The 17,042-nt window shown below is 69.9% G+C and carries 16 protein-coding genes and 1 tRNA gene; 4 read left to right on the top strand and 13 right to left on the bottom strand.

Translation table 11 applies throughout. The annotated features are described in order from the left end of the window. Positions 1–27: 27 nt before the first annotated feature. Positions 28–3,429, bottom strand: coding sequence for a MobF family relaxase (mobF, locus tag DAI17_RS07410; RefSeq protein WP_199904985.1), 3,402 nt, complete (start codon positions 3,427–3,429; stop codon positions 28–30). Positions 3,430–3,499: 70 nt separating this feature from the next. Between mobF and DAI17_RS07405 the strand changes: the two genes are divergently transcribed. Further along, complete coding sequence (locus DAI17_RS07405; RefSeq protein ID WP_159081404.1) at positions 3,500–3,979, top strand: DUF4160 domain-containing protein; 480 nt, start codon at positions 3,500–3,502, stop codon at positions 3,977–3,979. Between the two features lie 389 nt (positions 3,980–4,368). Here DAI17_RS07405 and DAI17_RS07400 read toward each other — a convergent pair whose 3' ends face one another. From DAI17_RS07400 to DAI17_RS07395, 3 genes are read right to left on the bottom strand one after another with little or no spacing between them, the layout of a single operon-like run. Next, entirely contained in the window at positions 4,369–5,604 is a 1,236-nt protein-coding gene (locus DAI17_RS07400; RefSeq protein WP_107772237.1) for an ImmA/IrrE family metallo-endopeptidase, read from the bottom strand. Further along, positions 5,601–6,278 (bottom strand): hypothetical protein, encoded by a 678-nt coding sequence (locus tag DAI17_RS20915; protein ID WP_159081403.1) that lies wholly within the window; start codon positions 6,276–6,278, stop codon positions 5,601–5,603. The genes DAI17_RS07400 and DAI17_RS20915 overlap by 4 nt, the downstream gene beginning before the upstream one ends. Before the next feature lie 41 nt (positions 6,279–6,319). Then, positions 6,320–7,360 carry a tyrosine-type recombinase/integrase gene (locus DAI17_RS07395; protein ID WP_199904984.1) on the bottom strand — a complete coding sequence of 347 codons (1,041 nt, stop codon included), beginning with the start codon at positions 7,358–7,360 and terminating at the stop codon, positions 6,320–6,322. Between DAI17_RS07395 and DAI17_RS21230 the strand changes: the two genes are divergently transcribed. Continuing rightward, positions 7,344–7,490, top strand: a complete 147-nt coding sequence (locus DAI17_RS21230; protein ID WP_199904983.1) for a hypothetical protein — start codon at positions 7,344–7,346, stop codon at positions 7,488–7,490. The two genes, DAI17_RS07395 and DAI17_RS21230, sit on opposite strands and share 17 nt — an antisense overlap. A gap of 21 nt (positions 7,491–7,511) precedes the next feature. On the opposite strand, the gene DAI17_RS07390 is transcribed toward DAI17_RS21230, so the two are convergent. The 7 genes from DAI17_RS07390 to DAI17_RS07360 all read right to left on the bottom strand — a co-directional run bounded on the left by DAI17_RS07390 (position 7,512) and on the right by DAI17_RS07360 (position 13,299). Beyond that, complete coding sequence (locus tag DAI17_RS07390; RefSeq protein ID WP_107772235.1) at positions 7,512–7,709, bottom strand: helix-turn-helix transcriptional regulator; 198 nt, start codon at positions 7,707–7,709, stop codon at positions 7,512–7,514. Between the two features lie 175 nt (positions 7,710–7,884). Further along, positions 7,885–7,958, bottom strand: a tRNA-Met gene (locus DAI17_RS07385). Between the two features lie 48 nt (positions 7,959–8,006). Beyond that, positions 8,007–10,913: a UPF0182 family membrane protein gene (locus DAI17_RS07380; protein ID WP_234412347.1), complete on the bottom strand. Its 2,907-nt coding sequence runs from the start codon at positions 10,911–10,913 to the stop codon at positions 8,007–8,009. A 5-nt stretch (positions 10,914–10,918) separates the two neighbouring features. Further along, positions 10,919–11,467, bottom strand: a complete 549-nt coding sequence (locus DAI17_RS07375) for a PPA1309 family protein (RefSeq protein WP_199904982.1) — start codon at positions 11,465–11,467, stop codon at positions 10,919–10,921. Further along, positions 11,464–12,513: a YlbL family protein gene (locus tag DAI17_RS07370; protein ID WP_107772233.1), complete on the bottom strand. Its 1,050-nt coding sequence runs from the start codon at positions 12,511–12,513 to the stop codon at positions 11,464–11,466. The genes DAI17_RS07375 and DAI17_RS07370 overlap by 4 nt, the downstream gene beginning before the upstream one ends. 59 nt (positions 12,514–12,572) lie before the next feature. After that, positions 12,573–12,830 carry a hypothetical protein gene (locus tag DAI17_RS07365; protein ID WP_234412339.1) on the bottom strand — a complete coding sequence of 86 codons (258 nt, stop codon included), beginning with the start codon at positions 12,828–12,830 and terminating at the stop codon, positions 12,573–12,575. A 4-nt stretch (positions 12,831–12,834) separates the two neighbouring features. Next, positions 12,835–13,299, bottom strand: coding sequence for a molybdenum cofactor biosynthesis protein MoaE (locus tag DAI17_RS07360; protein WP_107772232.1), 465 nt, complete (start codon positions 13,297–13,299; stop codon positions 12,835–12,837). Positions 13,300–13,356: 57 nt separating this feature from the next. Between DAI17_RS07360 and DAI17_RS07355 the strand changes: the two genes are divergently transcribed. Both DAI17_RS07355 and DAI17_RS07350 read left to right on the top strand, forming a co-directional pair. Then, a complete protein-coding gene (locus DAI17_RS07355) occupies positions 13,357–14,676 on the top strand; it encodes a zinc-dependent metalloprotease (protein ID WP_107772549.1) in 1,320 nt (439 codons plus the stop codon). Next, complete coding sequence (locus DAI17_RS07350; protein ID WP_107772231.1) at positions 14,673–15,221, top strand: NUDIX hydrolase; 549 nt, start codon at positions 14,673–14,675, stop codon at positions 15,219–15,221. Before DAI17_RS07355 ends, DAI17_RS07350 begins: the two co-directional genes overlap by 4 nt. A gap of 6 nt (positions 15,222–15,227) precedes the next feature. On the opposite strand, the gene DAI17_RS07345 is transcribed toward DAI17_RS07350, so the two are convergent. Continuing rightward, the gene (locus tag DAI17_RS07345; RefSeq protein ID WP_107772230.1) at positions 15,228–15,764 is read right to left on the bottom strand and encodes a M48 metallopeptidase family protein; all 537 of its coding nucleotides are present in this window, start codon (positions 15,762–15,764) and stop codon (positions 15,228–15,230) included. Positions 15,765–15,773: 9 nt separating this feature from the next. Continuing rightward, entirely contained in the window at positions 15,774–16,817 is a 1,044-nt protein-coding gene (locus DAI17_RS07340) for a PHP domain-containing protein (RefSeq protein WP_234412338.1), read from the bottom strand. Positions 16,818–17,042 lie beyond the last annotated feature (225 nt).

Here is a 17,042-nt window from a genome sequence, read left to right as displayed (position 1 = left end):
GTTGATCCTCAGGATGCAAGGAGCCACTCACAACGACAACGTCGTGGCGGTATCCGTTCGCGTGATTCCTGTGCTCAGCAGCTCGACTCGACGGAGCGCGGCCAGCGCTCGTGCGTGGTCAAGGCGCTGGCAATCCGTTGCGGGCTTGTCGCCAAGAGGCAACGAACCCTGGATGCCGTAGCGATCCCGAAAAGCGGCGACCGTGGCGAGCGCATCATCCCAGCGCGCCCGATCGTGTCGATCGATGGGCGGCTCACCCACCCTCCGTACCCACGCGGCCCTGGCATCGACGGCCCCTGCGGCAAGGGACCGAGCCCGCTGCTTCATGAGGTCGCGGCGGTCGTCCAGGGCGCGCCGCATGTCGTCGGCCATAGGACCGAGCGCCTCCGGGATCAGACCAACGATCAGGCGGGGACGCGGAGCACGGCGACCCGCCGGAGAGCGGGTCATGAGACTCACGCGGTGGCGAAGGACTGACGCAATGTCGGAGGCGTCGTCGAGCCCGTGGCGCGTCACGGCCGCGGGAAGCAGGGTCTCGACAGAGTGACCATTGGCCTCCGCCCGTCGCAGTTCGGCGGTGAGCGGACCGAAGCCCTCGGAGCCGATCGCTTCCGCCGCCTGGTCCGCGGATAAGCCGGAGGCGCGGACCAATTGGACCCATCGATCGTGCTGGGCGGATGCGGCGATGGTCTCGTACTCAGCAGCGAGCTGTGCGATCGAGCACCACGTCTCCTGCTCGCTCGTGATGGTCTGGTGCGCGGACGCCTCGGCGCCCACGTTCGCCAGCACCTTGAGCAGGACCTCGCGAGCGGTTGGCTGGTCAAGGCCGCCGGCGTGGCCCTCGTCTGGGCGGTCCAGTTCGACGTACGCAATGTTGGATTCCCTGCCACGCGTCATGGCGACGTAGAGGTTCTCACGCGTCGTGCTCTCGCCGACAACGACGTGGGCTGTGTCGACGGTCAGGCCCTGCGCCCGATGCGCGGTGACGGCGTACCCGAGGTCGACGTGCTCGGCGACGTACGACGCAGGGAGCACCACAGCGCCGCCGGACCTCCGGTCTGCACGACGTACGACGAGCGAGCCATCGCCTCGCACGTCACTCACCCTCCACCGGTCGCCGTTGCGCACCCAACCGCTCCTCAGTGTGCGGAGGCGACGGTCGTTGCGGCGGGTGATCACCAGGTCCCCCGCCGACGCACTGCCTCCGGATCCGAGCGCGACCTCCCGGCCGGCATCTGTATCGCCGCGAGCCATGCGCTCCGCGCGGGCGCGAAGGTTCAACTCGCTGACGGTCTCAACGCCCTCGGCGATGAGGACGCTGGAGCCACCGGCGGCGATGTCCGCCACCCAGGCGTCATAGGCGCCTCTCCGCGCCTCCTCGCTCGGACCGGAGTTCACGCGGTCGTTCACGACGTACGCCTCAATGGCCTCCGGGCGTCCGTGGCGAAGGTCGAGGGACGCGGCCTTCTCCCACTCGTGGACGAAGCGGTGGATCTCAAGGAGCTGCGCGACGTCGTTGCGGGCAGACGCGAGCATGGCGAACGCGCCACCGGCTTCCACGGCACTCAGCTGCGCCCAGTCGCCGACAAGCAGGACCTTGGCGCCAGCGCGAGCCGCATGCGCGCCGATGCGGTCCAGCGTGAGCGTTCCCGCAAGGGACGCCTCGTCGACGATGACCAGCTGATCCTTGCTGAAGGATGCAGCGCCGCGATCGTACTCGAACAGCCACTTGGCCGTGTTCTCGCAGACGATCCCCAGGTCGTCCCCAAGCACTTGCGCGGCTGCGGCACTCGGAGCCAGCCCGACGACGCTCGCGCGGCCGTGTTGCTCGGTCCACGCCTGCCTGAGCGCGCGCATCGCGGTCGTCTTGCCGGCGCCAGCGGGGCCGACCAGCAGATCGAGGCACCGGGCACTCGTCGCGACGGTGGCAATCGCCTCCGCCTGTTCGCGGCTTAGGCGCTGTCCCCTCACCGGCCGGGCAACGAGGCGATCGACGATCCCGACGTCTACGGTCGGACCGGTTCTTCGGTCGGACAGCTCAAGGAGGCGATCTTCGGCAGCGAGCAGATGCTCGGACGAGAAGACGATCGAGTGTTTCGGCCGGAAGACGCTCGTGCCGTCACTCCGGGTGAAGATCGACGGGACCTTCGCGATTTCGGGCGGAGTCAGACGTAGTGACTGTGCGTCCGCGGCGTCAACGACCATCCCGGTGATCGCCTCACGGTCGGTCGTCGAAGCGAAGCGCCACGACATCGTCTGGCGCGCTGCTTCGGCGTACAGGTTGACGCGGCGCCAGGTCGACCGCTTCTCCTCGACCTGCGCGAGGACGGACGATGCCACGGCTTCGACGACGTCGAGAGGCACGTCATCGGCCCGAAGCAACCGCGGCGGCCGGCTGTCAGCGAGGCTGATCGCCCAGGAGGTGGCGTCCTGCCCCAGATGCGCCGAAGCCTTACGACGCCAGGTGTCAGTGAGCTCGGCGAGGGACCGCATCTGCTTCGGCGGGCGGGTCACGAGGCTGGCCTGGTTGCGGATCTTGTGCACCACGGCACGGCTGGGGCGGCGGCCGTGCGTGTCGACGTAGTGCTGGATCAGGTCGTCGGCGGCGGCGTCGATCGCAGCTGCGCGGCTGGAGAACAGCTTCGCCAGCGATTGCGGGACTCCGGTGATGACCCACTCGGGGTTCCGATCGCGGCCTCGGGACCTCGGCTCCCAGTCCACGCCGAGCGCACGCGTGAGGTGATCGGCGAAGACGGCCTGGTGCAGTTCGGACACTGCCACCGCCCACCCGTACATGGCGCGACTGTCCAGCGAGCGCCACTTGCGGTCGAGCACCGTGAGCGTCTTGTTGCTGATGACGACGTGCGTGTGCAGGTGCGGGTCGCCGGCACGGGAGTCCCAGTGGTCGTAGGCAGTCGCGATGAAGCCCGTTGTCTCGACCTGCGCAGCGGCGCCGTCCGTCGTGCCGACGCCCATGCGGGTGGCGGCGAGCTCTCGCTCCATGAAGTCGAGGACGTCCTTCATCGCGTCGTGGTGGGCGTTGGCGATGATCGCCTGCGTGCCAGCATCGGCGACGCCCCACAGGACGCTGGCCGACTTCGGGATCGAGAACGAGAAGTCGAAGCCGGCCACCGCCTTCTGCCTGGTGGTCTCATAGACCGGGTAGGCCCGACCGAGTTGTTCGCCGGTGACTGGGTGGCGGCCGTGTCCGATGAGCAGTTCCAGCTGCGCTTGGGTGACCTCGCTGCCTTCCTTGAGTCCGAGGTAAGCGACTCCGGAACCCATCCACCGCCCCGGCGGAGTGCCGGTCTCCGCGTAGTAGCGCGTGAGCGGGGTCGACAGGTCGCGCTCCCCATCGCCCACGACGACCGTCTTGAGCAGGTACTTGTAGCCGTGGACGGTGGACATCTTGCGCAGCGACACCACCATCTTGCACACCTCCTCGTAGGAGGAGGTGTGCAGGCGCGACCGGGGCCGACGCCGCCATAGGCTTGTGTCGATGAGCAAGCACCCGGGAAACCCCTATTGGCATCAAGAGCGCGACGTCCCGATCATGATCATGAGCCGTCGCGAGTGGGACGCAGCGGCCGAGGCCGGTCATCTGACGCCAGAGCACGTGTTTACGCGTTTGCACAACATCGCCGTCTACGCCTTCGGCGAGGACATGGAATCGCCAATCGCGTTCGACGAACACGGATTCGTCCTCAGCCTGACAGCGGCGGGAATCTCACTAGAAGGTGGCATCACGCTGCGTGTCTATCCCAACGACCACCCGCCACCGCACGTACACATCGAGCTGAGATCGCATCCAGGCGCCAAGTTGCGACTCCGGCTGGACAACGGGGAGTACCTCGACGAACCGCCGAAAGGTCTGAGCACGAAGAAGCTGAATGGCTTCAAGGCTGCCATCACCGAGAGCCACGAGGTGCTGACTGGATGGTGGGAGGAGTACCACGGCGACCCGGTGACGGTCGGCTGATCCGAGCCGCGTGACCCGGCACCCACCCCGATCTGCCAGAGGCGTAACAGCGAAACAGCGACGTGGAGCAGGGCTACGGAGCATGAGCTGGGAGCGGAGACGAGCAGAAGCGACGGGGTTGAAGGCACGGATGAGCGGGTGGGGCGGAGTGACGAGAGGTCCAGGGTGATGAGGCTCGCGGACGTGGAGAATGGTTAGGTGACCTCGCTAGCCGGCGCCGTACTCCCGCTGATCCGCGTACCGGCGAACCTCGATGACGTATCGCGTCATTGCCTCCCCTGCCGGCTGGTCGACTCCGCGGTGTCATCGGGACGGAGATCAGCACACCGCGCACCCCGGCGATCCGACTCGTCGTATGGCTTCGCAGACGAAACGCTTCATCGTTCGTGTCAGGCGGCGATCTGGTTCTCGACTTGGTGCTGAACCAAGACCGTGTTCACGTGGAAGTACTCCGCTGCTCGCTGGAGCGCCTCGTCGGAAAAGTCTCCGGCGAGAATCTCTGCGACGCCTTCGGCCGGAGCTAGAAGCTCGGCGGCAAAGGCACGCTCAGCTCGCTCGGTGTACTGAGCCGAGCGAGTGAGCAAGGACCGTGGCTGCGCAGGGGCGAGCGTGTGACGACCGATCGCTCGAGCTGCAGCGAAGCGCTTGGCGTTTGCGCTCGCAGTGGCGCCAACTACGACGGCCAAGGACGCCGATCCCTCTGAGCTAATCAACCCGTCGACGTTGTGGGGTGCGAGCGACTGTGTTTGGCGGACCGTCAACAGGTTCTCGATCGGTGCAGGCTCGGATGGAGGCAGATCGAGAAGGGTCCTAAGCCTACGTGCGCGTTCGTAGCCGATCCTCCAAGGTGCGACGCCTGCCGTCGAGGACCAGTCGAGCGAGCCTAGGGCGGGGAGTCGAATCGCGTGCGGATCGAGCGAGCGGGCTGCTTCCTGGAGCCAGGCCGTGGACTCGGCGAGTCTTTCGCGCGGAACCGCTCGAGCGAGTTCCCCGAGGAGCGTTGCATCGCCGATCTCTCCGCCCGCCTCAATCAACAGGCGCTCAATATCGGGCGGCGTGTCATAGGGATCCTGTCCCCATGCAGCCGCCACCAGGCAGTAGTCCCGCTCATCCCGGTCTGCACCTTGAATTGCCGCCCACTCCTCCTGGAGCAGTGTGCCGGTGATGCCTCGATCGTCGAGGCGCCGAACCGTGCCGTCGACCAGGTCTGCAACGGCGGTAAGCACAGCGTCAGCTTCGAGGACAGTCTCCGCCTGAGTCAGGAATCGGACGTGCTCCGGCGCCTTGTCACGTTGGCGCAGGGTTGCCCACACAAGCCCACGGTCGCTGCGCAGGGTCAGGTCCGGCCAGGCAAATCCTGCGCCGGCCTCTGTGAATCGGATCCCACGGTCCGCAGGTAGGTGCGACGCCGCGCTGAGCCGCCACCAGTTGATCGCCAAGAACTCCGCCAGTGGATAGACCGGGGCATCGAGGCCATGACGCGGCCCGCCCGAACCGTCGCGCCGTTCCACCAAAGTCACGGGCGTGTCGCCGAGATCGATGCTGAGCCGAGACCACGTGGCAGCCAGTTCCGGGAGGCGCACGTCAGGCTCGGGCTCCCACTCCCATTTGAAGCGCAGGGTCATCGCGAGTCCCCGGATTCGCGCAAATCGTCCTCGCGGGCGCGCAGCCCCCGGGTGACCTCATCCTCTGCCAACGGATAGCCCTTGTAGGTTCCCTGCGCCGCGTTGACGAGGCGCCCTTCGAACCAGGTGCCCCGCTTAAAGGTCCACACGTACTTGGGAAACCCGTCGGGTCCTGGGTCATCGCTGACCAGGCCCGCCCTGATCGCCGTCGCCAGCCAGTCCGTGATTTCGGCGGCATTCTTGAGGTCAGTTGGGCATCGACTCGCATCAGAACGCAACTTCGGTGGGCCTGCGAATGACGGCATCGACTTGTGCTCTGGCGAGCCGACATAGGTCACGGCCAGCGCGCAGCGTTCCAGGTGTTCGGGAGGAACGCCAAGGGCAGGCTTGCGTGGCAGTTGCCGCCTGCGCTTTGGGGTCCTCACCTGCCCAGAGTACCGAAGGCTCGAGAAGCGTGTGGTCCCGTCGCCTACCCGGAACCAGACACGAACGCTATACGTCGACGCGTAATGACGCACTTCAGCGGAGTTTGCATTACTCCGCCAGATGGTCGACCGCGTCTCGAGCGGGTGCTTGCCGATGCCCATCTCGGTGGCCTGCCGAGCAATGACGAAACAGTGCTGCGTAGCGCTCGACGCCCCCCACTCGTCGCGTAATGGCGCCTTGGCGGCCATCGCAGAAGTGGAGCGGAACCGTGACCCTTTGCTACGCCCCGTCAAGGTGTCTCGCTCCCATCGGCTTCGCGGGCGAACGCCTGGTCGAGCAGCTCGGCGGTCAGCGGGTTCACCTGCTCGTTCCGCCGGATGTAGTGCTCGATCGTTACCTTCGGGTCGGTGTGGCCCAGGAGCTCAGCCGCGAGGTTGAGACTGGCATGCTCGTTCACGACCGTCGCCACGGTCCTGCGGAACATGTGCGGCGTGACGCCCTCGATGCCGGCGTCGCCTAGGACCTTGCGGAGCTGGCGGCGGACGTTGGCCGTGGTCAGCGGCGTGCCCTCGCGGCTGCAGAACACCAAGGCATCCAGGGAGTGGTCGCGCATGACCGCCATCCGCCGGCGGAGTGCCTCGGCCGTGAAGCTCGGCAGCGCGATCACCCGGTTCGACCGGTCGGTCTTGGGGTGCTGCTGGCGGTAGGTCCCCTTCCCACGCTCGGAGATCACCGTGCCGCAGATCCTCACCCTGGCGGGTGTCGTCGTCAGGTCCAGGTCGCGGCGGCGGATGGCGAGAACCTCCCCGATCCGGGCCGAGGTCCCGAGCATCACCTCGACGATCTGGCGGAGCTGGCCGTCGGGGTTCGGGCCCGAGACGCCGCGCGTCAACTCCCAGGCCTTGATCACCGCCCGGATGGCGTTGACCTCGGCCGCGGTCAGTGCGGTCGGCGTGCGCTTGGGCTTGTGCAGCCGGGAGACGTTGTCGATGGGATTGCGCGGCAGGACCTCGTGCCGGACCGCCAGCGCGAACGACTGCCGCAGCACGGTCCGGGCGCGCTTGGCGGACGAGTACGAGCTGTTGCCGAGCTGCTTCAGCAAGGCGTCGCAGCGGGCGACCCCGATCTCACGCAGGGTGAAGCCCTGGAACGCTGGCAGCACCAGCCGGCGCATGTCGCGCTCATAGTTGAACCGGGTCGCCGGCGCGATCCTGTTCTCCAGGTCGAGATCGGCGAGCCAGTAGTCGACGAGCGCGGGGAACGGGCTGTCCGGCGTCAAGGTGGTGTCGACCGGCTGGAAGGCGTTGCGCTGCGTGAGCTTCTTCTTCAACGCCGCCTCGGCCGCCGGCCTCGACGAGGCGGTCGCCTGGACGAGCCGGGTCTGGCCGTCCCAGTCGCGGAAGCGGGTGCGCGCCTCGACCTTGCCCGTGCCGCGCTGGATGGAGGAGATCTCCCCGTAGCCGCCGATGGGGATGCGTGGCCTAGCCACGCTCGCGCCGCTCCTCGAGCCACTCGGCGATGTCGCTGGCCGCGAACCGCAGGTGCTTGCCGAACTTGTAGGCCCGCGGCGCCCGGCCGGACAGCCGCCAGTCATAGATGGTCTGCACGGGGACGCCGAGGTACTCGGCGAGCTCCTCGACCCCGATCAGGGGCTCGAGCCCCAGCTTCGTCGCACTCATGTCGAGTAGGTGAGCGACCGCTGCCGAGCGAGCCCGAACCGACCGGAACCAACGGCGCTGCGGCCCGGCTGGGCGGCGCTGCGCACCTGTCAATGCGATGGGTAAACGATGGGATCGCATCTCGCCCCCAAAGCGAAAGTCCAGGTCAACCATGGGCTGACCTGGACTTTCTTCGTAGCGGGGGCAGGATTTGAACCTGCGACCTCTGGGTTATGAGCCCAGCGAGCTACCGAGCTGCTCCACCCCGCGTCGGTGAACAGAACCTTACGCGATGGATCCCGGCGAACCCAAATCGGGTCAGCCGTCCCGCTGCTCGGCCAGCGCGAAGGCCTCGCTGATCAGGTCGCGCCCCTCCTCCATCAGTCGCGCCCAGGCCACGGTGTTGCCGTTGGCCTGCGCCCGGTCGGCGGCCTCGAACTTGTCCTCGGCCTCGGCGAGCAGGGACCGGATCTGGTCGTTGATCGATCCCGAGGGCTCCGGCTCGGTCGGGGGCTCCCCCTCGTCCGGGGTCTCGGCGACCGGCGGCTCGCTGGTCGGCTCCTCGGGAGAGACGCCGAGGACGTCGGCGATGGCCTCGCGCAGCGTCGTACCGATGCCGATCTCGTCGCCGTAGGACACCAGCACGAACCGCAGGATCGGGAACGACGACTCGGCCGTGCCCGACCGCTGGGCGTACAGCGGCTGGACGTACATCAGCCCATCGCCCACGGGCAGGGTGAGCAGGTTGCCCGGGATCGGCGTGACGCCGCCCTGGCTGAAGCTCAGCAGCTCCTCGCGGACGTCCTCGTCCGAGCTGAGCTCGTTGGCGATCTGCCCGGGTCCGTCTGTGCGCTCGTTGGGCAGCTCGAGGACCGAGATCTTGCCGTAGTCCTCCGAGGTCGCGTCGCTGTTCACCGACACGAACGACACCAGGTTGGCGCGGCCGCGCGGCACGTAGACGCTGGTGAGCGCCCAGGTGTCGTCGACGAAGAGGCGGTACGGCGGCTGCAGGCGGGTCTCCGCCTCGGGGTCGGTCGGGACCTCCCAGCGCGTGGATGCGTCGTACCACTCCTTGGCGTCGGTCTCGTGGTACTTGGCGAACTGGTAGCGCTGCACCTTGAACAGGTCGTCGGGGTAGCGCAGGTGCTCGAGGAGCTCGTCGGGGATCTCCTCGCGCGGCTGCAGGATGTCGGGGAAGACCTCGCCCCAGGCCTGGGAGATCGGGTCGGGCTCCCACTCGTAGAGCGTCACCGTCCCGTCGTAGGCGTCGACGGTCGCCTTGACCGAGTTGCGCATGTAGTTGATCTCGTCGGTCGGCAGCGTCTGGAAGCCCAGGTCCTCGGCCAGCGAGTCGTCGGTCATCTCCTCGAGCGACTCGCGCTGCGAGAGCGGGAACTTGTCGGTGACGGTGTAGCCGTCGAGCACCCACTGGATGCGGCCGTCCACCACCACCGGGTAGGGGTCGGAGTCGACCGTCAGCCACGGCGCGACCTTCTCCACCATGGTCCGCGGGTGCCGGTCGTAGAGGATCTTGCTGTTCTCGTGGACCCGCCCGGACAGCACCAGGTTGGGCTCGCCGAACTTCACGGCGTAGAGCAGCTTGTCGAAGAGGTTGCCGACCGGCACGCCTCCCTCGCCGTCGTAGGTCGTGACCTGGTTCTCGTCGCCGCGCTCGCCCTTGGGCAGGTCGAGCTCGACGTCGGAGCCGCTCGCGGTCTTGCCGACGATGGAGTACGTCGGGGACTTCTCGCCGTAGTAGACCCGCGACTCGTAGCCGTCCGGCGAGAGGTCGGTCAGCGAGCTCTCGTCGGTCTCCTGCCCCTCGGCCCACTGGACGTTGGCGGACTGGCGCTCGTCGTCCTCGGGGCGCTGGTTGCCGAAGGCGGCGATGACCCCGTTGCCGTGGGTGTAGACGGTGTGCAGGTTGGACCAGGTGCGGTCCCCCTCGGCCAGGCCGGCCTGGTCGAGCTCGCGGACGCCGACCACCACGGCCCGGTCCTTGCCCTCGATCTCGTAGCGGTCCACGTCGAGCACGTCGGGGACGGAGTAGTAGGCCCGCACCTGCTGCTGCTGCTCGAAGGTCGCGCTGACGACCTTGGGGTCGACCAGCGGCACCGAGGAGGTGGCGGCGTCCAGGGTGTCGAGGTCGCCGTCGGTGTTGGGCTCGCTGGAGTAGGGCGTGACCTCGATGTCGTCGAGGTCGTACGCCGCCCGCGTCGCCTCGATGTTCTCCGCGATGTAGGGGCCCTCCTTGTCCGGCACGTTGGGGCTGACCTGGAACTGCTGGACCACCCCCGGGACGACGAGGCCGAGCAGGATCGCCGAGAGCGCGAAGAGCGCGATGCCCAACGAGGGCAGCATCCACGTGCGGCGCCAGATGTTGAGGAAGAACAGCACCGCGCAGATCAGCGCGATGCCGGTCAGGATCTCCTTGGCCGGCAGCACCGCCTGGTCGTCGGTGTAGCCCATGCCGGTGAACAGCGAGCCCGAACCGGTCACCAGGTCGAAGCGGTCCAGCCAGTAGTCCGCCGCCTTGGCGAGCACGAACACGCCCAGCAACACCGACAGGTGCACCTGCGCCGCCCCGGAGACCCGGTCGCCGCCGGGGCCGGACAGCCGGATCCCGCCGTAGAGGTAGTGCACGACAGCAGCGGCCATCAGCCCGATCACGGCCAGCGCCATGACGAAGTCGGTGACGTAGTGCCACCACGGGAGGTCGAAGACGTAGAACCCGGCGTCCCGGTCGAAGTAGGGGTCCCTGGTCCCGAAGGGCTGGGAGTGCCGCCACAGCGAGTAGGAGCGCCACTGGCCGGACGCGGAGGCACCGGCGAAGGCGCCCATCAGCAGCGAGACGCCGGCGAGCAGCCAGCCCATGATCGGCGTGATCGCGTCCCGATAGCGCTCGAGGCTGGCGTCGGAGGCCGGGGCGTTGAGGAAGAACGGCCGGAAGCGGTAGGCGAGCACGATGTTGAGGGCCACCACCCCCGCCATCAGGCCGCCGAAGACCAGGAACAGGCCGACCCGGGTCCACAGCAGTGTGGTGAAGACCTCGGAGTAGTTCACCGACCGGAACCACAGCCGCTCGGTCCAGAAGGTGGAGAAGCCGGTGAGCGCGATGAACAGCGCGACGAGCACGCCGGCGGTGATGATCAGCGCGCGCGAGCGACCGCTGCGCTGCGGCGGCCCCTGCTGCGGCCGCTCGGGCTGGTCCGGCTGGTCGAACATGCCGCTCACTGGGCGTCTCCCTCGAGGGTGCTGCGGAGGAGGTCGAGGAGGCCCGGCACGAGCTCGGTCCCGTCGACCACCGACTGGTCGTCGTCGTGGGCGCGCAGGCGGAGCGCGCAGTACGTCGCGCCGGCACGGGTGGCGCCGGCCACGATCCGCACCTCCTGGCGCAGGGGGTGCTCGCGGGCGAACCGCTCGGCCTCGCCCGGGTCCTCGGGGATCTCGGCGTCGACCTCGGGCGGCAGCACGAGCCGCTCGACGACGGCGGCACAGCCGGCCACGTCGCCGGGCCACGCGATGGACTCCAGGGTGACCTCGAGGGCCTGCTGGGGCGGCAGCGCCTCCTGCTCGACGGGAGTGAACGACCCCTCCGCCGAGGCCGCGTCCAGGCCCATCTGGGCGGCCAGGTCCGGCTCCTGGGCGACGATGCGGGCCGTCTCGACCAGCGCGTAGAGCCGGGCGGGCTGGTCCCAGCCGAGCTCGGCGATGTGGTTCTCGATCTCCAGCACGGCGGCGGCCAGCGCGGGGTCCTGCGGGATGGACGTCTCGGTCATGACTGCTCCTCGCAGCTCGGGAGGGTGGCGTCCGGGTCCTCGACCCAGGCCTGGATCGCCTCCACGGCGTCGTGCATCGTGTCGGCGCGCACCAGGCGCATGTCGTCGGTGTCGACGCCGCGGGCCTCGGCGCAGTTGTCGGGGGCCAGCAGGAACAGCCGGGCCCCGGCCTCCTCGGCGCCGGCGATCTTCTGCTGGATGCCGCCGATGGGACCGGTGCGGCCCTCGGCGTCGATGGTGCCGCTGCCGGCGACGACCTCGCCGCCGGTCAGCGACCCCGGGGTGAGGGTGTCGTAGATCGCGAGCGAGAACATCAGGCCGGCGCTGGGACCGCCGATCCGCTCCCCGACGTCCACGCTGACGTCGAACGGGAAGGTGAACCCGGGGCCCGGCGTGATGCCGATCCGCTTGTCGCCGTCGACCTCCTCCGGCGTGATCTCGAGCTCGACCTGCTCGCCGCGCCGCAGCACCGTGAACGCCAGCGGCTCGCCCAGCGGCGCCGCGTCCACCGCGTCCACCACGTCCTGGGGCGTCTCGATCGCCGCGCCGCCGATCTCCTGCAGGACGTCGCGGACCTTGAGGCGCCCGTCGGCCGGGTAGTCCTCCTGCACGTTGAGGACCTCCACGACCGGCTCCACGTCGTACCCCAGCTCGGTCAGCGCGCTGGCGATCGCGGCGTCCTGCGAGGAGACCATCGCGACGGCCGACTCGGTGTCGTTGGTCTCGTCGGTCTCGTCCGGGGCGTAGACCGCCGAGCGCGGGTAGACGGCCTCGGTCGGGTCGAGCCAGGCGGCGACGAGGCGGTCCAAGGTGACCTCCTCCTGGGGCTGGTCGACGTAGATCGTGGTGAGCCGCAGCTCGCCGTCGTCGTAGTAGGCCTCGTGCCCGGAGACCTGCACGGTCTCCACGCCCTCGCGGGTGGACAGGATGTCGACGGTGGGGCCGGGGCTGTAGGTGACGTAGGGCAGCGGCCGTACCGCCACCAGGACCAGCAGGACCAGCAGCAGCGGGAGGGCCAGGAGGGCCGCGATCGTCCGCTGACTCATGGCGTCACCCTCTCAAACGGGCACAAGCGCACGCGCGCTGGCTCCCGGGGCGATCCGCCTCACGAGGCCCGTCGGCGATCGGCGCTCCCGTCGCCCGCCCGGGTGGGGCGTACGGCGATGCCGGTGCTGCGGTCCTGGGTGCGCACCGGGCGGGGGTGCCGGGACGTCGGCAGCTCCTTCTCCATGGCACGCGTGAGCCGCTCGATCTGCTGCTCGCGGTCGACCTGGCCACGGCCCTCACGGCCGAGCCAGGACACCCAGACCATCGCCCCAGCCGTCACGACGACGGGGGGGACGAGCCACCACAGGATCTCCACGCGCTCAGGGTAGGCCGACCCACTCCTCGTCACCGTCCGCGAAACGCTGGTGCTTCCAGATCGGCACCTCGGACTTGAGGGTGTCGATGAGGGCCTGGGACGCCGCGAACGCCTCGCCCCGGTGGCTTGCCGTCGTCGCCACCACGACCGCGACGTCGCCGAGCTCGAGGTGGCCGACCCGGTGCACGGCCGCGACGCCGTGAACGTCGTGCTCCGCAGCGATCCGCTCGCAGACCTCGCGCATGCGCGCGAGGGCGGTCGGGTGGGCGCTGTAGTCGAGGCTGGTCACCGGCTTGTCCGCGGCGGGCTCCTCCCCCGCCCCCGGCGCGGGCCGGTCGTGGTCGCGCACCTTTCCGACGAACAGCGTGAGCCCGCCGGCCGCGTGGTCGCCGAGGGAGTCCACGACCTCCGACACGTCCAGCGGGACGTCGCGGATGTCGACGAGGCGTACGACGCTGTTGGCACTCATGCCCGGAGTCTAGGGAGACCCGCCGCGGTCGTGGGTGCGGTGAGTACCGTGGAGGGCATGAGCGACAACCCCGGCGACGGACCGGACGAGCAGAACCCGTTCAAGGGAACCCCCTTCGAGGCCCTCTTCGGCGGCATGACGGGCGGGACGGGCCCGGGCGGCATGCCCGACCTCTCTGCCCTCATGGCCCAGGTGCAGTCCCTCATGCAGCCCTACGACGGCCCCATCAACTGGGCCGTCGTCGCCGACATCGCGCGCAAGGTCGCCGCCCAGCAGCCCGACCCGACGCCCAGCCAGGCGCAGCGCGACGCGATCTCGGACGCCGTACGGCTCGCGGACCACTGGCTCGACGAGACCACCGAGTTCTCCTCGGGCGTCACCTCGACGGCCGCCTGGAGCCGTGCCGAGTGGATCGTGGAGACCCTCGACGTGTGGAAGCGTCTGGTCGAGCCCGTCGCCGGCTCGACCGTGACCGCGCTCGGCAACGCCCTGCCCGAGGAGGCGCGGGCGATGGCCGGGCCGCTGCTCGGGATGCTGGGCAAGGCCACCGGCGCGATGGTCGCCACCCAGGTCGGCCAGGGGGTCGGCGGCCTGGCCGGCGACGTGCTCGGCGCGTCCGACATCGGCCTCCCCCTCGGACCGGCCGGCAAGGCCGCCCTGCTCCCCCTCAACGTGGCCGCGTTCGCCGAGGAGCTCGACGTCAGCGCGGACGACGTGCTGCTCTACCTGGCGCTCCGAGAGGCCGCCCACCAGCGCCTGTTCGCCCACGTGCCGTGGCTGCGCGAGCACCTGATCGGCGCGGTGGCCGACTACGGCAGCGGCATCGAGATCAACACCGCGGGCATCGAGGAGAAGCTGCGCGGCATCGACCCGATGAACCCCGCCGCCATGCAGGAGGCGATGGAGGGCGGACTGTTCGACCTCTCCAAGTCGCCCGCCCAGCAGGCGGCGCTCGAGCGCCTCGAGGTGACCCTCGCGCTCGTCGAGGGCTGGGTCGACGAGGTCGTCGGGCAGGCCACCCACGAGCGGATGCCGTCCGCGGCCAAGCTGCAGGAGGCCGTACGCCGCCGGCGGGCCGCCGGCGGGCCCGCCGAGCAGACCTTCGCTACCCTCGTCGGGCTCGAGCTGCGCCCGCGCCGGCTGCGCGACGCCTCCACCCTGTGGGGCTCGCTGCGCACCCGCCAGGGCATCGAGGGCCGCGACGGGGTCTGGATGCACCCCGACCTCCTGCCGAGCGCCGCCGACCTCGACGACCCGCTCGGTTTCCGTGAGACCTCGGTCGCCCCGGAGTCCCTGTCGGACGAGGACTTCGAGGCCGGTCTCCGCGACCTCCTCGACGGACCGCCGTCCGACGGTCCCGAGCGCCCCGCCGAGTGACGTCGCTGCACGCCGACGCCCGTGCCGTGCTGGCCGGGTGGGCTCCCCCGACCCCGCGCGACGCCGCCCTGCGTGACCGCTTCGTGGCGCACCTCGACGCCGAGCCGGCGGGCATGACCCGCGCGTGCCTGCCGGACCACCTCACGGCGGGCGCCATCGTGCTCACCCCCGAGGCCGACGCGGTGCTCCTCAACCACCATCGCAAGGCTGGCAGCTGGCTCGCATTCGGCGGCCACTGCGAGCCCGGCGACGCCACGCTCGCCGGGGTGGCCCGTCGCGAGGCCGAGGAGGAGTCCGGGCTCGCCGGCCTCGACCTCGACCCGGTGCCGCTCGAGATCGACGAGCACCCGGTGGAGTTCTGCTCCCCCGGCACCACGGTCCACCACCTCGACGTGCGCTTCCTCGCCACCGCCCCCCGCGACGGCGGTCACCGGGTGAGCGAGGAGTCCCTCGACGTGCGGTGGTGGCCGGTGGACGGACTGCCCGAGGTGTTCGACGACATGCGCCGGCTCATCGCCGTCGCCGTCACGCGCCTGGGCCGCTGACCTGCGTCAGTCGACCTCGTCCTCGGTCTCGCTGGACGGCGGGTCCACCTTGGCCGCCGCCGACCAACCCAGCAGGTAGCCGCGTGCCCGCTCCGCCCTCGGGTAGCGGTCGACCCACGCCCAGAACGCGGCGTCGTGGCCGTGCTCGAGCAGGTGCGCCAGCTCGTGGACCAGCACGTAGTCGACCACCCACGGCGGCATGCCCTGGAGCCGCTCGGAGAGCCGGATCGACCGGTCACCCGGGCTGCAGGACCCCCACCGCTGCTGCTGGTTGGTCACCCAACGAACGCTGGAAGGCGTGGCGAGCCCGCCGAAGTAGGTGTCGTTGAGGGTCCGGGCCCGGGCCAGCAGCTGCTCGTCGGAGGGGCGGGTGCGTTTCTCCTTGCGCTCCAGCCGCGCGACCATGTCGGCCACCCACTGGGCCTCGTCGCGCTTGCTCATGGCGGCGGGGATGAGCACGACGATGCGGTCGCCCTCCCGGTAGGCCGAGACCGTACGTCGCCGCCGCTTGGACCGGCGTACCTCGACCTCGGGAGTGCTCACACCGCCACGCTAGCGCCCGGCCGGGTCGGCCCAGGCCAACAGACGCTCGAGCTCCCAGGTGTTGACGATCCGGTCGGGGTCGATGCCTGCCTCCTCGGCACGCTCGGAGCCGTAGTCGAGCATGTCGAGCTGTCCCGGCGCGTGGGCGTCGGAGTCGATGGAGAACAGGCAGCCGATGTCGCGGGCCAGCTCGAGCAGCCGGGTCGGCGGGTCGCGGCGCTCGGGCCGGCTGTTGATCTCCACGGCGACGTCGTGCTCGACGCACGCCTCGAAGACCGCCCGGGCGTCGAACTCGCTCTGCGGGCGCATCCCGCGGTTGCCCTCCACCCGCCGGCCGGTGCAGTGGCCGAGGACGTTGGTGAACGGGTTGGCCACGGCTGCGACCATCCGCCGGGTCATCGGGCCCGGGTCCATGCGGAGCTTGGAGTGCACGCTGGCGACCCGCAGGTCGAGGCGGGCGAGCATCTCGTCGGTCTGGTCGAGGGACCCGTCGTCCAGGATGTCCACCTCGATCCCCTTGAGCAGGGTGAACGCCCCGCCCAGGTGGGCGTTGACCGCCTCGACCACGCCCAGCTGGCGGCCCAGCCGCTCGACGCTCAGGCCGTTGGCGACCCGGAGCCGCGGCGAGTGGTCGGTGAGCACGAGGTAGTCGTGGCCCAGCTCCATCGCCGTCATCGCCATCTCCTCGATCGGCGACCCGCCGTCTGACCAGTCCGAGTGGGAGTGGCAGTCCCCGCGCAGCGCGGCCCGGACCTCGCGGCCGCCCGGGGCCAGCGGGCCGGCGTGCTGCTCCTCCAGCCGGGCCAGGCGCTCGGGCAGCCGGCCGCGAACGGCCTCGGTGATCACGGCCCCCGTGCTCGGGCCGATCCCGGGCAGCTCGGTGATGGTGCCCCCCGTCGCCCGCTCGGTCACCTCGTCGGGGTCGAGCGGCAGGATCACCGATGCCGCCCGCCGGAAGGCCTCGACCCGACGGGTCTCCTCCCGGCCCCGCTCCATGAGGAAGGCGATCCGGCGCAGGGCGGCCACCGGCCCGTCCGTGTAGTCCTGCCCCACGCCCCCCACCTCGCTGCTTCTCTCGGCACTTTCTCTCGTCCACACACCGCCTCGGGCCATTGTGGCTGGTCACCGCGCGGGTCGGGGCCCGTCCGGGGCGTGTCCCCCACAGGCTCCTCCCGAGCCGGTACGCCGTCGTCCCCAAGGCTCCCGCGTGTCGTGCACACCTTGTCCACACGGTTGTCCACAGGGGTGGACAGGAATCCGTTGACCCGGTCGGCGACG

Source organism: Nocardioides sediminis (assembly GCF_003047295.1).
Taxonomy (GTDB): domain Bacteria; phylum Actinomycetota; class Actinomycetes; order Propionibacteriales; family Nocardioidaceae; genus Nocardioides; species Nocardioides sediminis.
The sequence above is the reverse complement of the archived record's forward strand: the minus strand, read 5'-3'. Positions and strand labels throughout refer to the sequence as shown.